This window comes from Oceanicella actignis, from assembly GCF_900111545.1.
Taxonomy (GTDB): domain Bacteria; phylum Pseudomonadota; class Alphaproteobacteria; order Rhodobacterales; family Rhodobacteraceae; genus Oceanicella; species Oceanicella actignis.
The window spans coordinates 137,059-155,891 of sequence record NZ_FOHL01000008.1; the positions used below are offsets into that span (position 1 = coordinate 137,059).

General features: G+C 61.8%; 8 protein-coding genes. 6 read left to right on the top strand and 2 right to left on the bottom strand.

The annotated features are described in order from the left end of the window. Positions 1–78: 78 nt before the first annotated feature. Genes BMW67_RS12685 through mcrC form a run of 6 tightly spaced genes read left to right on the top strand, consistent with a single transcriptional unit; the run spans position 79 to position 13,731 of the window. Complete coding sequence (locus BMW67_RS12685) at positions 79–990, top strand: BrxR family helix-turn-helix transcriptional regulator (protein ID WP_072747917.1); 912 nt, start codon at positions 79–81, stop codon at positions 988–990. Further along, positions 987–3,836 carry an SNF2-related protein gene (locus tag BMW67_RS12690; protein ID WP_072747918.1) on the top strand — a complete coding sequence of 950 codons (2,850 nt, stop codon included), beginning with the start codon at positions 987–989 and terminating at the stop codon, positions 3,834–3,836. The genes BMW67_RS12685 and BMW67_RS12690 overlap by 4 nt, the downstream gene beginning before the upstream one ends. 29 nt (positions 3,837–3,865) lie before the next feature. Continuing rightward, positions 3,866–7,108 carry a DNA methyltransferase gene (locus BMW67_RS12695; RefSeq protein ID WP_072747919.1) on the top strand — a complete coding sequence of 1,081 codons (3,243 nt, stop codon included), beginning with the start codon at positions 3,866–3,868 and terminating at the stop codon, positions 7,106–7,108. A gap of 3 nt (positions 7,109–7,111) precedes the next feature. Further along, positions 7,112–10,366 (top strand): DEAD/DEAH box helicase family protein, encoded by a 3,255-nt coding sequence (locus tag BMW67_RS12700; protein ID WP_072747920.1) that lies wholly within the window; start codon positions 7,112–7,114, stop codon positions 10,364–10,366. 15 nt (positions 10,367–10,381) lie between these two features. Beyond that, positions 10,382–12,586 (top strand): McrB family protein, encoded by a 2,205-nt coding sequence (locus BMW67_RS12705; RefSeq protein ID WP_072747921.1) that lies wholly within the window; start codon positions 10,382–10,384, stop codon positions 12,584–12,586. Next, entirely contained in the window at positions 12,580–13,731 is a 1,152-nt protein-coding gene (mcrC, locus tag BMW67_RS12710; protein ID WP_072747922.1) for a 5-methylcytosine-specific restriction endonuclease system specificity protein McrC, read from the top strand. The genes BMW67_RS12705 and mcrC overlap by 7 nt, the downstream gene beginning before the upstream one ends. A 43-nt stretch (positions 13,732–13,774) precedes the next feature. Here the strand turns inward: mcrC and BMW67_RS12715 are convergent, their stop codons facing one another. Both BMW67_RS12715 and BMW67_RS12720 read right to left on the bottom strand, forming a co-directional pair. Further along, positions 13,775–14,851, bottom strand: a complete 1,077-nt coding sequence (locus BMW67_RS12715) for a DUF2793 domain-containing protein (RefSeq protein WP_072747923.1) — start codon at positions 14,849–14,851, stop codon at positions 13,775–13,777. Positions 14,852–14,861: 10 nt separating this feature from the next. Next, entirely contained in the window at positions 14,862–18,827 is a 3,966-nt protein-coding gene (locus BMW67_RS12720; RefSeq protein ID WP_072747924.1) for a baseplate multidomain protein megatron, read from the bottom strand. Positions 18,828–18,833: the final 6 nt, after the last annotated feature.

Below are 18,833 nucleotides of genomic sequence, written 5' to 3' on the forward strand. Positions count from 1 at the left end.
TCACGGCTACGGTCCAAGAAAGCCCAGAAATTGGGCGCGCACAGTTCGCGTGCGCGCAGGGCTGGGCAGGAGCGCAACGTGGACCGGGACAAGGCCGAACTTCGCTGGGGGATTGAGCAGCGCCTCGAGTTCATCGAGTTCCGTCTGTTCTGGGAGGGACACGTCAATCGTATCGACGTGATGCAGCAGTTCGGCGTCTCGGTGAACCAGGCATCCTCGGACCTGAACCGCTACATCGCGCTGGCACCGGACAACATGGTCTACGACAAGAGCGCGCGGACCTACGTCCGCGGCCCAGACTTCGGCTGCAAGTTCCGTCCGCCAGACGCCGCGCACTACCTCTCGCAGCTCCGCCTGGTTGCCGACGACGTGCTGGAGCGCGAAGATTGCTGGATCCCTGACCTGCCACCCTACGCATTCGCCCCGACGCCTGTGCGCGGCATCGATCCGGTGACGCTCCGCTCGGTCGTCGGCGCCATCCGCCGGTCCGAGGCGATCGAGGTGAAGTACCAGTCCCTGTCGAGCCCGGAGCCGCGCTGGCGCTGGATTGCCCCGCACGCCATCGGTTTCGACGGGTTTCGCTGGCATACGCGGGCGTTCTGTCTGACCGACGAGTGCTTCAAGGACTTCCTGCTCTCACGGATCCTCGACATCCGCGGATCGCGGGAGAGCGCCACATCAGCCGACGACGACAGCGATTGGCATTCCGAGGTCACCCTGGAGGTCGGCCCCCACCCTGATCTCTCGGAGACGCAGGCGAAGGTCATCGCGCTCGACTACGGGATGCGGGGCGGCAAGGCGAAGATCAAGGTGAGGCGCGCGCTCCTCTACTACGCGCTGAGGCGGCTTGGGCTCGATACGGACCCGGCAGCTAGGAGGCCGCAGGATCAGCAGATCGTGCTCCTCAATCGAGAGCACATAGGTCGCCTCACCCCCTCCGTTGGTAATGCCTCCGATCCCGCAAAAACAGGTTCCGGAGAGCTGAATTGATTACGGAATATCACGCCAAACTATTTGCGTACGAATTGAGCAAACGGCATTCAGTTGCCGACACTGAGAAACTCGCTGGCGCATTGCTGGACGCGCAGGTGGACCTCAATCCTCACCAGGTTGAGGCTGCACTGTTCGCGTTCAAGTCGCCGCTCTCGAAAGGGGCGATTCTGGCTGACGAGGTGGGTCTCGGAAAAACAATTGAAGCCGGATTGGTCCTTGCCCAGAAATGGGCTGAGGGGAAGCGTCGCATCCTGATCATCACGCCAGCCAACCTGCGGAAGCAGTGGTCGCAGGAAGTTGAGGAAAAATTCTTCCTCCCCACACTCATCCTCGAAGCAAAAAACTACAACAAGTTGTCCAAGGACGGGGTGCGTAGCCCGTTCGATCAGAAGCGCCTTGTGATCTGCTCTTTTCAATTTGCGGCTCGGCACGCCGAGGCTTTGATGGTCATCCCTTGGGACTTGGTGGTAATTGACGAGGCACATCGCCTGCGGAACGTGTACCGACCAGACAATCGGATCGGACGCACTCTGAAGGGCGCACTCATGAACGCGCCCAAGATCCTGTTGACAGCTACGCCCCTGCAGAACTCGCTGATGGAGTTGTACGGACTCGTCAGCCTGATCGATGACTTCACCTTCGGTGACGCAAAGAGCTTTCGGGCCAAGTACGCGCGGCTCACCGGTGATGATCAGTTCGACGAACTGAAGCAGCGACTGCAAGCTGTCTGCCATCGAACGCTCCGTCGCCAGGTGCTCGAATACATACGCTACACAAATCGCATTCCGATCACGCAGGAGTTCGTGCCAACCGAGGCAGAGCAGGCTCTTTACGACATGGTATCAGATTACCTCCGGAGGCCTTCTCTGCACGCGTTGCCGTCATCGCAGCGAACCCTCATGACGCTGATCATGCGGAAGCTGCTCGCATCCTCGACTTTCGCCATCGCAGGCGCTCTCGACACCCTTGCGCGGAAGCTTGAGCGGCAACTCAAGCAAGACACTGACCTGCGGAGCAAGCTCGAGGAGGAACTAGCGGAAGACTACGAGGAGTTCGATGAACTTGCAGACGAGTGGCCAGAAGGCAATGACCAGCCCGAATTGCTGTCCCCAGAAGACGTGAACGCGATCACGAAGGAAATCTCCGACCTACGCGAATTCCGCGACCTCGCTGTTTCGATTTCTGAGAACGCGAAGGGGCAAGCACTTCTCAGCGCGTTGAGTGCTGGTTTCGCGAAGACAGAAGAACTTGGTGCCGCCCAGAAAGCCATCATCTTCACAGAGTCGCGACGCACCCAAGAGTATCTTGTCCGCCTTTTGTCCGACAACGGCTACGGCGATCAGCTCGTTCTTTTCAACGGGTCCAACACCGACGCGCAATCCAAACAGATCTATGAAGCCTGGCTTGAGAAGCACAAAGGCAGTGATCGAATTACAGGCTCACGGACGGCTGACATACGCGCCGCGCTGGTGGATTACTTCCGCGAAAATGCGTCGATCATGATCGCAACAGAGGCCGCTGCTGAAGGCATAAACTTGCAATTCTGCTCTATCGTGGTGAACTATGATCTGCCTTGGAACCCCCAGCGAATCGAGCAACGCATTGGTCGTTGCCACCGCTACGGCCAGCTTTATGACGTTGTGGTTGTCAATTTCCTGAACAAAAACAATGCTGCGGACCAACGCGTTTACGAGCTTCTGGCCGAGAAGTTTCAGCTATTCTCCGGGGTATTCGGCGCTTCCGACGAGGTTCTGGGATCAATCGAGTCCGGTGTCGAATTCGAAAAGCGGATCGTCACCATCTACCAGACGTGCAGAACAACAGAAGAGATCGAGACCGAGTTCTCTCGACTTCGGGGCGAAATGGATGAGAACATCAGCGTCGCGATGGAGGACACTCGGCGGAAGCTGCTGGAGAACTTCGACGCCGAGGTGCATGACCGCCTGAAGATCAATCTCGACAAGAGCAAGGAGTACATCGGGCGATACGAGAGGATGCTCTGGGCGGCGACGCGGCATGAGCTCCGCGACCGAGCTCAGTTCGATGACGAACACCTCACCTTCACGCTGAAGGAGCCGCCAGGTGGGCTTGCTGTGCCTGCTGGAGGCTACGGGATCGCCAAGAACGGTCTGAGCGAACACAGATACCGTTTGGGTCACCCGCTGGCGCAGTATGTCATCGAGTGCGCCAAGGGCCGAACCCTCGAAGGAGCCTCTTTGGCATTCGATTACTCAGCATGGCCAGCCAAGGCCGTCAGCATTGAACCGCTTGTGGGGCGCGGCGGTATCCTCGCGGCACGGTGCCTCAGCTTCTCCGGCTTCGATGCGCAGGACCACATCCTGTTCGCGGCGATGACCGATGAGGGCGAGCTGATCGAAGAAGATGTCGTTCGGCGCCTTTTCGACATGCCCTGCCGCATCACAAGCGGGGTCTCAACCATCGAAAGCTCCCGATTACAGAGCCCGCTCGCTGCACGCGAACAAGCCGTGACCGACGCTCTGAAGCGCCAGAACGCGGAGTGGTTCTCGGCCGAGAGTCAGAAGCTCGAAAGGTGGGCCGAAGACAAGGTCTTCGCCGCCGAAAAGGAATTGCAGGACGCGAAGGCGCGGATCCTTGAGCTCAAGCGGGAGGCGCGAACGGCCCAGTCTCCCGAACAGCAGCATCGCATCCAGACGCAGATCCAGGAGCTGGAAAAGTCCAAGCGCCGGCTGCGCCAGCGAATCTTTGAGGTGGAGGACGAGATCATCGAGGAACGAGATCAGATGATCGCCGACCTGGAAGCCCGTCTTAAACAAGACATCAGCAAACAAGAGCTCTTCACCGTCCGCTGGGCGGTCGTGTGAGCCAACAGAACGCAGGAGAATCCCGTCACATGCCGAACGTCGAGAAACAACGAGATCGCCTGATCAGCCTGCTGAAGGAGCTGTTCCAGCTCGACCAGCCGGACCTGGACTTTGGCTTTTATCGCATCATGCATGCGAAGGCGGGCCAGGTGACCAAGTTTCTCGAAAAGGACCTGCTGAGCATCATCCGGGATGCATTCGGCGAGGCGGATGGCGCCCGGGTCGAGCAAGCGAAAGCTGCCTACGAGGCCGCGCGCAAGCAGGCCGAGGAATTCGGCGCACCCGATCCGGATGCCGCTCCGAAAGTGAAGGAAGCCAAGGCGGCCTGGGATGCGGCCAAGGACAGCGGCAGCAACGAAGGCGACGTCTACGATCACCTCTACCGCTTCTTCGAGCGCTACTATGACAACGGCGACTTCATGAGCCGCCGCTATTTCGCGCGCGAGACGGACGGCAAGGCGGCACCCTATGCTGTCCCCTATGACGGGCGCGAGGTCTATCTGCACTGGGCCAACCGTGACCAGTACTACATCAAGACGTCCGAGTACCTGACCAACTTCACGTTCGATCCGACGCAGGCGAAGGAGTTCCAGGCGCATCACGGCGCGCTGGTCGAGCAGAAGCCCCTCAAGGTCCATTGCCGCATCGTCTCGGCCACCGAGGGCGAGCACAACAACGTCAAGGCATCGGAGCAAACCGAACGCTACTTCATCATCCACGAGCCGGAACCGGTGAAGCTCGAAATTGGCGAAACCGGTGAGCCGGAGCTGGTGATCCAATTCCAGTACCGCGCCGATCCGGAAAAGACTGGCCAGGAAGGTACGTGGCGCAAGAAACGTCTGGACGAAGCTGCAGAGACGGTGAAGTCGCGGCTACCCGAGCTGGATGGCGCAGGCGACTATGTGACCGCGCTGATGACACCAGCACCAACCGAGAAGGAAAAAGGGCGCACCCTGCTGGAGAAGTACCTAATCAAGTACACTGCCCGAAACACGATGGACTACTTCATTCACAAGGATCTGGGCGGATTCCTGCGGCGCGAGCTGGACTTTTACATCAAGAACGAGGTCATGCGGCTCGACGACATCGAGTCCGCCGACGCGCCGCGCGTGGAAACGTACCTTGCCAAGATCAAAGTGCTGCGGCGCATCGCGCAGCACCTGATCGACTTCCTCGCTCAGCTCGAGGACTTCCAGAAGCGGCTATGGCTGAAGAAGAAGTTCGTTGTAGACACCCAGTACTGCATCACCCTCGACCGCATCCCGGAGGAATTCTACGCGGAGATTGCGGCCAACGAGGCGCAGCGGGAGGCTTGGGCGCGACTGTACGCAATAGACGAACTCGACGGCTACAGTGTTCCCCTGACGAAGGAGTTCTTGACGAAGAACGCCACCTTGCTCGTCGACACAGGCCTCTTTACTCCAGATTTCCGAGATCGACTGATCTCGGAATTAGAAGGCCTTGACGAAAGAACCGGTGGGCTACTCGTCCACTCGGAAAACTTCCAAGCCATCAATGCGCTGGCATGCAAGACAGAGAAGTCAGCTAAGTGTATATACATTGACCCCCCCTACAACGCCGCAACAAGCGAAATTCTCTATAAGAATTCGTACAAGCATGCTAGCTGGATAACCTTGATGCGAGACCGCATCATCGCGGCCCAAAAGATCATGGCCTCTGATGGATCGATGGTGATTGCTATCGATGAGAACGAAGTCGAGCGCCTTGGCTTGCTGATTGACGATGCCTTCCCGGGCTACAAGCGGACATGTGTCTCGGTAATCCACAACAAGAAGGGCATTCAGGGGACATTCTTCTCATATAACAACGAATTTGCTTACTTCATCATGCCCCCCAGCCTTAAGGGCCTGAATGAAGTTGAAATATCAAAGGATGATTGGGAGTACTCGAACCTACGAAACTGGGGAACCGAGTCTTTGAGAACCGACGCTCGGAATTGCTTTTACCCCATTTTCGTTAAAGACGGGACGATTGTTGGAGTCGGAAAAGTCTGTCCAGACGATTTTCACCCCGAGAGCGCAAATATCGTACAGGAAGACGGCACGATAGCAGTATATCCAATCGACAAAGAGGGTATCGAACGGAAGTGGAGGTATGCGCAGGATACTGTAGGCCGAATTATAGATACACTCAAAGTGGAGACGAATTCAAAGGGACTTATTCAAATCAAGAAACCAAAGACCCATGACAAATTCAAAACCGTCTGGGACCGCAATGAGTACATCGCAGGTGACTTTGGGACCAAAGTGCTGACCAATATGGGATTTCCCAGCGGTGCATTTGATTTCCCGAAATCCGTTTACACTGTGCGGGATTCCGTATTTGCCGTTTCTGGGGATGGCGACCTCACACTCGATTTCTTTGCCGGTTCAGGCACTACCGCTCAGGCGATCATGATGCTGAACAGGGAAGATGGCGGAAACAGGCGTTATGCACTAGTCGAGATGGGGGACTACTTCGATAAGGTTACACTGCCTCGTGTTCAAAAGGCACAATACTCATCTGAGTGGAAAGACGGAAAGCCGATCAGCATAGATGGGATTAGCCACGCATTCAAATACGTTCGACTGGAGACATATGAGGACTGCCTCAACAATCTTACGCTGAAAGAGGCCCCCGCCTTGGGAGCTACAAAACCAGGGTTTGCGCGCGACTACATGCTCCGCTACTGGCTCGACTTCGAGACCAAGGGCAGCCCGTCGCTCCTGAACATCGAATGGTTCGACGATCCGACGGCCTACAAGCTGAAGATCAAGAAGCCCGGCACGGACGAGTATGTCGAGAAGGCGGTGGATCTGGTCGAGACGTTCAACTGGCTGATCGGCCTGCATGTCGAGCATCTGGACCGCTGGCGCGGCTATGACGCCGCCTTCAAGCGCGAGGTCGATCCCGAGCTGCCGGAGGACACGAACACGCGGCTGATGCTCGACGGCGCGCTGAAGGAGACGGATGACGGCGCCTGGCGCTTCCGCAAGGTCGAGGGCTACACCCTGCGGACCCCGGGCGATCACAACGACCGGGAGAAGGCGCTGGTCGTCTGGCGCAAGCTGACCGGCGATCTTGAGCAGGACAACCTGATGCTGGACGAGTGGTTCCGGAAGTATCGCCTCTCCGCGCAGGACACCGAGTTCGACGTGATCTACGTGAACGGCTCCAACAACCTGCCCAACCTCCGCCGGGACGAGGAGACCTGGAAGGTGCGCCTGATCGAGGAAGCCTTCCATCAGGCGATGTGGGATGTGGAGGGCTGAGCGATGGCGAGAAAGCCCAAATCCAAGATCAAGCCGCTCCCCTTCGGCCACAAGCTGGTGCTGAACCAGTGGATCGTCAGCCTGTTCGGATTCGACCCGCTGAAGGACCACAAGGACGGCAAGCGCACCCTGCGGCCGGTACAGCCGCTGGCCAAGACGGTGAAGGACGCACCGGAGGGCATGACGGCCGAGAACCTGCACCACTTCTACAAGGCGCTGGACGTTCACCTGCAGGCGGGCGCCCAGATCACGCGGGCCGACCTGCTGCGCTACGAGCACAACATCGTCAGCCACACGCTGGCGATCAACGAGAAGCGTGACCGGCCGATCGTCTGGAAGTACTACCAGTGGCTCTCGCTGCTGTTCGCCGAGATCTATCTCGACCGGTTCTTCGCCGACCGCGCGGCGCTGCTGGATTCGCTGAACGCCTACGTCGAAAGCTTCAACGAGTACTGGACCGATGAGGGATACGAGACGGGGATCACGCCCTACGAGCTCGACGATCTTAACAAGCTCTGCCTGCAGAACGCCACCGGCTCGGGGAAGACGCTGCTGATGCACGTCAACTTCCTGCAATTCCGGCACTACGCTTCGAAGTCGCCACTCAAGCACGACCTGACGCGGACGGTGCTGATCACTCCGAACGAGCAACTTTCCCTGCAGCACGCGCGCGAGATGAAGGGCAGCAACATCGTTGCGTCGCGCCTGCTCACCGACAGCGGCGACCTGCTGTCCTCGGGCAAGAACGGGCTGCGCCAGGTGGACTTCACCGAGGTGACCAAGCTCGGAGACACCGACGGGCCCAACGTCATCGCGACGCGCAATCTGGGCGACCAAAACCTGCTGCTTGTCGACGAAGCTCATCGCGGGATGGGAAGCCAGGAAGAGCGCGGCTGGTTCCGAAGCCGCGCCCGCCTGTCGGAGAAGGGTTTCGTCTTCGAGTATTCGGCGACGCTGAAGGAGGCTGTCACTGCCGCAAAGCGCTCCGACATCGAGGCATCCTACGCGAAGACGATCCTGTTCGACTATTCGTATCGGTATTTCTACGAGGACGGCTACGGCAAGGATTACCGCATCTTCAACCTTCCGCGGACCTTCTCCCAGCTTGAGTTCTCCTACCTCACGGCGTGCCTCCTGAGCTTCTATCAGCAGCTGAAGCTCTACGAGGACAAGCAGACACTCTATTCCCCTTACAACATCGAAAAGCCTCTCTGGGTTTTCGTCGGTTCCAGCGTGACCAAGGCCACCGGATCCAAGGCCGAGAAGGCCACAGTTTCTGACGTAGGCAAGATCCTCGCCTTCATCGCGAAGTTCCTTAAGAGCGAGGGTACGTCGGCCGCCGAAATCGAGCGGATCCTCACCGGTAAAGCTCAGGAGACCGGTCTCCTGGATGAGAACGGCGGCGACATCTTCGCCGGCGGTTTCGTCTACCTGCAGCAGCTCATGCGTCGGGAGGGCTGGAAGCCCGGCGACCTGTTCCGCGACATCCTCGAAAAGCTCTTTCAGAACCGGGCCGGTGGTGAGTTGTTGATTGCCCGGATCAAGGGCGACGAGAACGAGATTATGCTACGCGTCGGACAGGCCGAGAAGCCGTTCGGGCTCATCAACGTCGGCGACGCATCTGGCTTGGCGACCCATATTGCTGAGCAGGAGTTCGACAACGTCGCGGTCTTGGAATCCGAGTTTGCCGAGACGATGTTCGGGCAAATCAACCTGTCCAGTTCCCCGGTCAATCTGCTCATCGGTTCCAAACGCTTTGTCGAGGGCTGGGATTGCTGGCGCGTCAGCACCCTTGGTCTGATGCATGTCGGCAAGAGCGAAGGTGCGCAGATTATCCAGCTTTTCGGGCGTGGCGTCCGCCTAAAAGGGTATGACTGGTCGCTCCAGCGCAGTGGCTTCGCCACCCCCACCCATCAACCGGAACTCATACAGTACGTCGAGACCCTGAATGTCTTCGGGATCGAGGCTGACTTCATGGAGCGGTTCCGGAAGTTCCTCGAAGAAGAAGAGCTGCCCCGCAACGATCAGAAGCAGGTCTTCACAGTTCCGCTGACGGTCACCTACGACTTCGGGCGGCGTCTCAAGGTGCTGCGCCCCCGAAAGAAGCGCGGTGACGGTCGCGAGTATGATTTCAAGAGGGATGGCGCTGTGCCGGCCCTGACGTTGGTCCCGGAAAAGATACGCCAAAAGGGCGTCACGATAGATTGGTACCCCCGCATCCAGTCTCTCGAGTCCAAGAGGGACAGCAAGCTGGGCACCAAAGAGGAGACCGTTTTCGAAGATGGCCACCTGGACTTCTTGGACTACGATGATCTTTTCTTCCGTCTTGAGAAATTCAAGCGTGAGCGCACATGGCACAATCTCAACATTTCCAAGTCCATGATCAGGACGCTGCTCATTGACCGGACCTGGTACAAGGTCATCGTGCCTTCGGGTAAGATGGAGTTCTCGGATTTTGGAAACGTCACGCTCTGGCAGGAGATGGCGGCGGAGCTGCTGCAGAAATTCTCGGAAGAGTACTACAACTATTGCAAGGCAGCCTTCATCGAGCCACGCCTTGAACTCCGTGAGATCGAAGCCGGTGACGGAAGCCTGCCTGAAGCGGACGAATACCAGCTAATCGTCGATGCCAGCGAAACCGCGCTCATTAAAGACATCCAGAACCTCATCGGCGAGATATCCGCTCGAAAAGCCGGAGTGTTGCGTGCTGGCGACTTGAAAGGCTGCCTGTTTGGCACGCATCTCTACGAGCCCGTGCTTCATGCGGCCAAGGGAAGCAGAATCCAGATTGCACCGGTTTCATTGAATGAGAGTGAATTCCAGTTCCTGGATGATATGCGCCTCTTCATCGAAAAGGATCAAGCACGGCTGGCGGCGGAAGGAATTGAATTATTCTTGCTTCGCAATGAGAGCCGCGGGCGCGGGGTGGGCTTCTTTGAGGCAGGAAATTTCTATCCTGACTTCCTTCTATGGCTTGTGAAGGACGGCAGACAGCACTTGGCTTTCGTCGAGCCACATGGCCTCCAGCATGAAGGCCCTGGCCACAAGAAGATTGAGTTCCATCAGGTCATCAAGGGCATCCAGGCAAGGCTCGCCAGCGACAACGTCATACTGAACAGCTTTATCGTCACACCAACACGGTTCGGTAAGCTGAACTGGGGCAAGACGATCCATGAATTGGAGGATATGCATGTTCTGTTCATGGAGGATCGAAAAGACACCTATGTCGCTTGGATAATAAATCGCATGGCGGCGTAGACAGGATTTTGGGGAATGTCGGAAACCTTAAACATCAGGCCCAGCTGGTTTGTCGGCGCCGCGTATAATCGTACCGAGGACCAGACGCCTAGATTTCTCGCCGAAGGCGTCTGGGAAAACGGCTACGAAGACGGCAAGTATGGCGATCTCGTGCGCGCGATGCGGCCGGGCGACCGGATCGCGATCAAATCATCCTATACCCGCAAGCGTGAGCTGCCGTTCGACAACCGCGGCGCCACCGTCTCAGTGATGGCAATCAAGGCGGTCGGCACGATCACTGCAAATCTCGACGACGGTAAGCGTGTGCAGGTCGACTGGACGCCGGTCTCGCCGCCCCGCGAATGGTACTTCTACACGAACCGCGCAACGGTTTGGCGGGTCAAGCCTGGCGGCTGGATGGAGGATGGCCTCCTCGCCTTCGCGTTCGACGGCCGGCCGCAAGACCTCGACCGGTTCCGGAACGAACCGTTCTGGCGGGAGCGGTTCGGCGACGCGGACGGCGAGCAGCGTTTCCGCTGGACAGTCTTCTACAGCGCTGTTGCAGCAAAGCTTCTGGATTATCGGGCAGACCGTAAGCCCTTAATCGAAGGCATACATGCAATCGCGCAAGAGATGGCGGGGCTAGGGTATCTCCAGGACCGCTACCCGGAAGGTGGTACTGGTCCACTGCGCGACATTTGCCCTTTCACAGCGATGGGCACGTTCAACCGATCCATGACCGACGCCAATCGGCGCGCGATAGCGGGAGCGCTGGCCAAGCTGATCGGCGTGGAGGAGGAGCCGCCGAACTCCTTCGAGGGCATTCCGGTCCTCAACAACCAGCGGTCCTGGTTCTTCAGATACGGCGACAAGCGCGGCGAAGGCGACATCGACAAGCTATGGGACCTGTTCGCTGCCGCGGCAGCGCTGGTGGAATCTGATCAGCCCGATCAGCGGGACCAATTCATCGCTGGCTACGACGCGGCGATCGACGTTTGGGGCGCCTCATGGAACCTCTCGACCGGGCTCTACTGGTCGCATCCGTGGGAGTTCCCAACCCTCGACAGCAACTCGCGCTCGTTCCTCACCGGCCGGCTGCAGATGCGGATTCCGACGATAGGGCCGCAGAAACCGTGCAGTGGCGCGACCTATCTCAAGCTGGTGGACGACCTGAAGGCGCGCTTTTCTGAGGACAGCTATCCGGTCCACAGCTTCCCCGAACTGTCGCTGGCCGCATGGCACTACAAGGGGCCTGAAGATTCTAAGGCCGAAGCTGACCAAGACGGTGCGGCGACCAATGAGGACGAAGAAGATGCGGCTGTCGTCGATCCGGTCCAGACGCCAGCGCCAGCTGTGCCATACGATGTTGACGACATCCTGCGCGAGGGCTGTTTTCTGGAGCGCGGGGAGATCGACCGCCTGCTGGAGCGCTTGAGCACGCGCAAGAACCTGATTCTGCAGGGATCGCCGGGAACGGGCAAGACTTGGATGGCCAAGCGCCTCGCCTTCGCACTGATGGGGGAACGCGACGAGGCGCGCGTCCGCGCGGTCCAGTTTCACCCAAACCTCTCCTACGAGGATTTCGTGCGCGGATGGCGTCCGAGCGGCGATGGCAAGCTGACCCTTGCCGACGGCGTCTTCATGGAGGCTATCCGCGCGGCGCTGAGCCGGCCAGAAGCCCGCTTCGTCGTAATCATCGAAGAGATCAACCGCGGAAACCCCGCGCAGATCTTCGGCGAGCTGCTGACCCTGCTTGAGGCGGGCAAACGCACGCCGCGCGAGGCGCTCGAGCTCTGCTATCCCGATGCCGACGGCATCCGCCGCCCGGTCCATGTCCCCGAGAATCTCTTTGTCATCGGCACGATGAACATCGCCGACCGCTCGCTGGCGCTGGTCGATCTCGCGTTCCGCAGGCGCTTTGCCTTCGTCGGGCTTGAGCCGAGGCTCGGGCCTGCCTGGCGGCGATGGGTGACAGAGAAGGGTGGCGTCGACCCCGCCCTTGTCGATGACATCGAGCGGCGCATCCTCGCGCTGAACGCGCAGATTGCCGAGGCGTTCGGCCGCCAGTTCGAGATCGGGCACAGCTACGTCACGCCGACGGCGAAGCTGGAACCGGGCGCCACGCGCGAATGGTTCCGCCAGGTCGCGGAGACAGAAATCGGTCCGCTGCTCGACGAATACTGGTTCGACGCCCCGAAATCAGCACGCGAGGCTCTCGACCGGCTTTTGCAGGGATGGTGATCGCCGTCGCCGACGTTGCGGCCGAGACCGCTGCGGCAGGATTCATCGGTCGCATCCCGGTACGCAACATCTGGCTCCTGATGCTTTACGCCTCGGACCTGTTCCGGACATCGGGCCGCACACGTGTCGACGTCGAGCGCAACCCGGACGAGATCGCCGATCTCGTCGCCGAGCTATTGGCGCAGGCAGTCGAGGAGCGCCAACGTCGACAGCTGAGCCTCGGCTACCGTCAGCGCTGCGCCGATCTCTCCCGGGTCCGAGGTCGGATCGACATCCTGCGCACCGAGCGCCGACAGCTGCTTGCGCGAGGCGCCGTGGCGTGCCGTTTCAACGAGCTCAGCGTCGACACGCCCCGCAACCGCTTCGTTCGAGGCGCGCTCGAGGCGGTGGCGCGACTAGTCGCACGCCCCGAGCTCCGCCATCGCTGCCGACGGCTGGCGGCGGACATGCAGGCGATCGGCGTCGCTGGAGCGATGCCGTCGCGAGCCGAGCTCAGCGCCGATCGCATCGGCCGCCATGACGCCGCAGATCAACAGATGCTGGCGGCCGCGATCCTCGCTATGGACCTTGTTTTGCCGACTGAACGGGCGGGTCCACGGCCCCTGCCGATGCCGGATCGAGAGGAGCAGTGGGCGCGGCGACTGTTCGAACGTGCAGTCGGCGGGTTCTACCGGACTGTCTTGCCGCCAGAGCGATGGCATGTGCGAACTGGCAGCCTCCTCGACTGGCCGCTCGATTGGTGCAGCGGGGGCGCGCGGGACATTCTGCCGGGCATGCAGACCGATATTGTGCTCGACGATGTGGTGGCGGCGCGGCGCATCGTAATCGATACCAAGTTCACCGGGATCGTAACTGCGGGCTGGCGGCGCGAGGCGACGCTGCGAAGCGGATACATTTACCAAGTCTACGCTTATCTCCGTTCCCAGACAGGTCGGGGCGATGCGCTGGCGGACCGCGCCGAGGGCGTGCTGCTGCACCCAGCGATCGGCGAAGCGATGGACGAAGCCATTTCTGTGCACGGACATCTCATTCGTTTCGCCACAGTGGATCTCGCAGCAGACGGCGCGGCCTTTCGTCGGCAACTTCTCAGACTTACTGGTCAGTTCGAGGGCCAGACGCCCCCTGATGAAACGCCAGCACGCTAGCGGCGTGCAGCTTGCCGCAGAGAACAAAGTCTGCGTGCCTCCCTCAGCCGATCTTGCAGCCCCAAAAGGACGTCTGGTCGGCGGCGAAGTACCCATCCGCCGCGCGGAAATTGCCCTGCAGCTCGACCGTGTCGCCGGCGGTGAGCGCGGCCACCGTCTGAAGCCAGAGCGCCGTCGCCTCGGAGACATGCGCGCCGCTGATCTCGCCGGACGAGCCACGGATCTCAGTCGTGCCGTTCAGGACAAGCCGCCCACTCATCCGCGCCGAGGTGCTGGCGTTCACCTTGTAGAGCAGCGTCGCGCCGAAGAGGTAGGTGCCGTCCACGGGCGCCACGAAATGGTTGTTCGCCGCGTCAAACCCGCCTTGGTCGTTGTAGTCGGTGTTGTTCAGACCGATCTTCGTCCAGGTTCCGACGCCGACATAGTTGTCGTAGTTGGTGTAGGCCTTGAACCGGGGCAGCCGGGGCTGGTCGACGATGCCAGTGGCGTTGTCCACGCTCAGCCCGTCGAAGAAGGTGCTGCCGTCGGCGGAGACTGCGAGGCGGAACCGGTCGGAGCCAAAGAGGCCCAGCAGCGCCTTGGTCACGAAGCCGGTCTGCAGCGTCAGCCCGAGATCGTCGCCAGCGGCCTCCTTGTTCATGGTGTAGAACAGATCGCCGGTGCCGCCCTCGGCCACGGTCTTCGCGGTCCAGAGCGCGGCGTTGAGCTTGGCCGAGAACGGGTTCGACGCATCTGCGGTGGTCCCGAGCCCCAGCAGCGCGAGGTTCTGCAGCGCGTCCGGCGTGGTCCCGACCCAGCCGGACCCGTCGTAGACCAGCAACAGGCCCTCGTCCTCGACCCACGCCCGCCAGCCGGTCCGTGGCGGCAGGCGCAGCCACGCGCCGTCCGTGAACAGCGCCACGTTCAGGTCCCAGCCCGCCCAGTCGCCCGTCGCGCCCGAGGCGACGATGTAGCGATCGCCATCGGCGGGACTGCCGGGCGGTGCCGTCAGGTCGCGGTCGAGGACCGAGAGCTGGACGAGTCCGTCGAGGATCCGCAGCGCCTCGTTGTGGGTGACGTGCTTCTGGGCCTGCGCCGCCAGGATGTAGGGCAGCAGGAGATGGGTCGTGGCGTCGGACATGGGATGGCCTTCAGAGTATCAGCGTGACGGTCTTGGGCGCGCCCCGCCCCACGAGGGCGGAGAGCTGGAAGATGCGGACGGTCAGCGTGTCGCCAGACCCGAGCGGCGCGCCCCAGTCTGCGGACTGCTGGGCGGCGGTGTAGACCACGCTGGTGCTGGCGGCGGCCAAGGTTCGCTTGACGGCCGGGCCGTCGAGGATCTCGACCTCATAGGCTTCGACCTCCTCGGCGAGCGGCACCTCGCCGGCGCCCCAGTTGTCGGCCGAGAGGGATCGCGAACGGCGCGTCCAGTGGATCGTGAGATCGCCCGGCGTCTGGGGCTTTCGCCATGGCTGCTCGACATGAGCGACCGAGAACGGCCGGAGCCCCACGCCCTCGGGCGTGAAGCTCGTGGCAACATAGGTCTCATCGCTGACCGGTCGGCTTGCCGGGCCGATGCGCCAGTTCCAGGGAATCCCGAGATCGGCTTCGGCGATCGGCAGCGATGCGAGGCTCTCGTCCAGCACCATCACCCGCGCGCCAGCGGGCGCCGGATTGCCCATGGCGCCTTCCGTTCCGCGCTGCCCGCGCAAGAGCCGGGTCAGACGATACCGGCCGGGCGCTAGCAACTCGGCCGCCCCCGCCTGCACGATTTCCCAGATGCCTGGTGCGCTCTCGACGGCGAGTGCATTGGCGCCGCCGAACAGCGCCAGATCGGTGACGCTCTCCAGCGTGCCCGAAAGCAGGTCTACCACCAGCACGTTGCCGAGATCGAAGCGTGAGGTCGGTCCCGGCCAGAAATCCGAAACCAGGACGCCGATCCGTGCCCGACCGCCGAAGGTGGTCAGCAGCTCGAAGCCATCGGACGAGCCGCTGCGGAACACCGCCATCTCGCCGGGCCATGGAACGGCATGGGCTGCGACGAAGGGACGATGCGCAGGCTGATCCTCACTCAGTTGCGGCAGGTCCAGCAGCACGACCTCGGGCGCGCCGAACACCACGGCCTTCGACAACGACGTGGGTCGCGGCTCCCCCGGCGGCAGGTCATAGGCCTCGCGGTCCTGGCGCACCGCCTCAATACCACGCGCGTCGGCATCTGCGATTGAGGTGAGCCGCAGCGTGATGGACCGGCCGTCATGTTCCAGCGTCACCACATCGGCAGGATCGAGCGCCAACCGCGACGGTGGCAGGCGGAAGGTGGCACTCTCGCGGCCCGTCCAAGCTTCCATCAGCGCACGACGGCAGCGGCGTTCCGCCTCTTCGGGCGGCACCGCCATCGGAAAGCTCTCCGATGTGATCCGCGTCGTGTCGACCGTGATGCGCTGCGCCTCGACCAGTGCGGCGTCGTAGTCCTCGTCGGCGCGGGCCAGCTGCCACTTCAGCGCCTGCGGCAGCTCGGTTTCCTGGCTGCGGGTCAGTTCCAGCACGTCACCCTCGCGGGTAGCTACGAGGTGATCGGGGTCGATGGTCGAGACCGACGCCCGGCCACGCATCACGAAACGAATGATCCCTTCGGTCTCCACGGCGTCGAAACCAAAATGCCGCGACAGCGTGGTGATGGAGGCGCGTGGGCTTTCCAGTGCGCCGATGACATATCCCTCGACCGCGCCCCAGAGCCCGGAGACATCAATCCGATCCTCGGGCATGCCTGCCCGCAGGCAGAGGTGCCGCACGAGGGCGGCCAGCGAGACCGCGCCAAGGCGTCCGGTCAGCCAGTGGCCGAGCCGCCAGTTCGGACCGTCGGTCCAGACGCCGGTCAGTTCCGGGAAGAACGGATAGGGCCGTGCATCCCAGGTCCAGGCGGCGCATTCCGGGACATGAACCATCCGGTCGCCATAGACTGAGGACACCGGATTGTTCGCAGCCTCGCCCCACCAGAGATAGCTCGCCTCGAGATAGGCGCGCTGGATCGCATCGTCGCGCCAGCCCCGTGAGAAATGTGGCGTGAAGCTCTCGGAGGACTTCGGATCGAAGAAGACGTTGGGCTGGTTGGTGCCACGATCGATGGCGGGGCAGCCGAGTTCGGTGAACCGGATCGGCTTCGACTGCGGGACCCATGCCGTCGGCGTCGCGCTCTCCACCCCGCCCGGGCGGTTGTAATGCTGGTTCGACCACCAGGCGCGCAGATCCTTGTAGCGGAAGACCCACGGCTTTCCCGCTGCACCATCGGTGATCGGCGTTCGCACCTGAGCCGACCGATCGGCGGCGCTGGCGTAGAACCAGTCGAAGCCTTCGCCACCCGCGATGTTCGCCTGCAGATACGCCCGATCGTAGATCGCGGGCCAGCTATCGGCGGCGTCGAGATGGTCGAACCCGTCCCGCCAGTCCGACAGCGGCATGTAGTTGTCGATCCCGACAAAATCGATCTCCGGATCGGCCCAGAGCGGATCGAGGTGAAAGAACACGTCGCCCGATCCGTCACCCGGCTGGTGCCCGAAATACTCGCTCCAGTCGGCGGCATAGCCGATCTTCGTGCCGGACCCGAGGATCGAGCGCACATCCGCGAGCAGATCCCGATAGGCCTGCACGGCCGGATAGGTGGATACGCCCGAGCGGATGGTGGTGAGCCCCGGCATCTCGGTGCCGATCAGGAAGGCGTCCACGCCGCCTGCGGCCACGCAGAGGTGGGCGTAATGCAGCACCATCCGCCGCAGGCCCCAATCGCCCGATTGGCCGGTCCAGATGACCGACTGGCCGGAGACGCTGAAGTTCGCGGGCGTCGCCGTGCCGAACAGTGCCGAAACCTGCGCCGTGGCGGCGGCCGTCTTGTCCACAGTTCCGGCATGGCCCGCCGCGGGCGAACAGGTGATCCGGCCGCGCCAAGGGAATGCGGGCTGGCCGGTCTCGGCGGCGTTGTCGGAATACGGGTTCGGCAGCGAGTTGCCGGGCGGCACATCCATCAGGATAAAGGGATAGAAGGTCACCCGCAGCCCGCGCGCCTTCATCTCCTGGATCGACTGCACGACGGCGAAGTCCGACGGCGTGCCGCCATAGACCGGGCGATCCTGATCGTCGCGGCTGACGAGGAAGGCATTGACGCGGCTGACACCGTTGACCGACCAGGACATAGGCGTGGTCGATTTGGCGGACACCTCGACGCCCGGCCGCACCTTGCAGGATCCCGCACGCAGATCGTCGCCGAACCAGGCGACGACGAGGCTGACGCTCTCGACCGCTGGAACCATCGCCTGCAGCCGGTCGAGCGCCACCACGATGTCGGTGGCATCCGGCAGCGCGTTCAGGTTCTCGGGCACCGTCGCGCCGCCATCGGTCTTGCGGATGGCCTGCGTGGCATAGGTGAACTCGCCCGAGGCCGGGATCATGGTGACGGCCTGCGTCAAGCCCTCGGCCGTGTCGGGGTCGGCGAGCGGCCGGAACACCTCGAAGGAGAGCTGCGGCAGGCGGTTGCCGTAGGTCGAGAGCGCCAGCTCCTCGAAGACCACATAGGCGGTGCCCCGATAGGCGGGGGTGTTGGCCGCGCCCATCCTGGCCGCGATGAACGGGTCCGCCGTCTGCGCCTCGTCGCCCGGATACCAGCGCCAGGTGACGCCAGAGAGGTCCATTGGCTTGCCGTCGGCCCAGATGCGGCCGATCCCGGTGATCGGACCCTCGCAGAGCGCGACCGCGAAGCTCGCGTAGTAGAGATACTCGGTTGTCTTGACCTTGCCGCCCCCGCCGCCCTTGCCGCCGCCTTGGGTGGTGGTCGTGGTCTCCTCGCGGAAATCGGTCGCCCAGATGATGTTGCCGCCCATCCGCATGCGACCGTAGAGCCGCGGGATCACCGCGCCCTCGGTGGCCGAGGTGATGCGCAGCGTGTCGAGACGCGCGCCCTCGATGCGCTGCGTGGGCGCCAGCGACGAGATGATCCAGCTGTCGACCACCGAGCCGATGCTGGAGCCGATGAAGCCGCCGATGGTCGCGGCGCTGACGCCAAGGATCGCGCCGCCGATCGAACCGCCAATGGCGGCGCCAGCGGCACCGAGGACGAGCGTTGCCATGGTCGG

Bases quoted from the DNA above. Each gene is read 5' to 3' on its own strand.
- BMW67_RS12695 (WP_072747919.1), top strand. From the start codon at position 3,866: ATGCCGAACGTCGAGAAACAACGAGATCGCCTGATCAGCCTGCTGAAG.
- BMW67_RS12700 (WP_072747920.1), top strand. From the start codon at position 7,112: ATGGCGAGAAAGCCCAAATCCAAGATCAAGCCGCTCCCCTTCGGCCAC.
- BMW67_RS12705 (WP_072747921.1), top strand. From the start codon at position 10,382: ATGTCGGAAACCTTAAACATCAGGCCCAGCTGGTTTGTCGGCGCCGCG.
- mcrC (WP_072747922.1), top strand. From the start codon at position 12,580: ATGGTGATCGCCGTCGCCGACGTTGCGGCCGAGACCGCTGCGGCAGGA.
- BMW67_RS12715 (WP_072747923.1), bottom strand. From the start codon at position 14,851: ATGTCCGACGCCACGACCCATCTCCTGCTGCCCTACATCCTGGCGGCG.
- BMW67_RS12720 (WP_072747924.1), bottom strand. From the start codon at position 18,827: ATGGCAACGCTCGTCCTCGGTGCCGCTGGCGCCGCCATTGGCGGTTCG.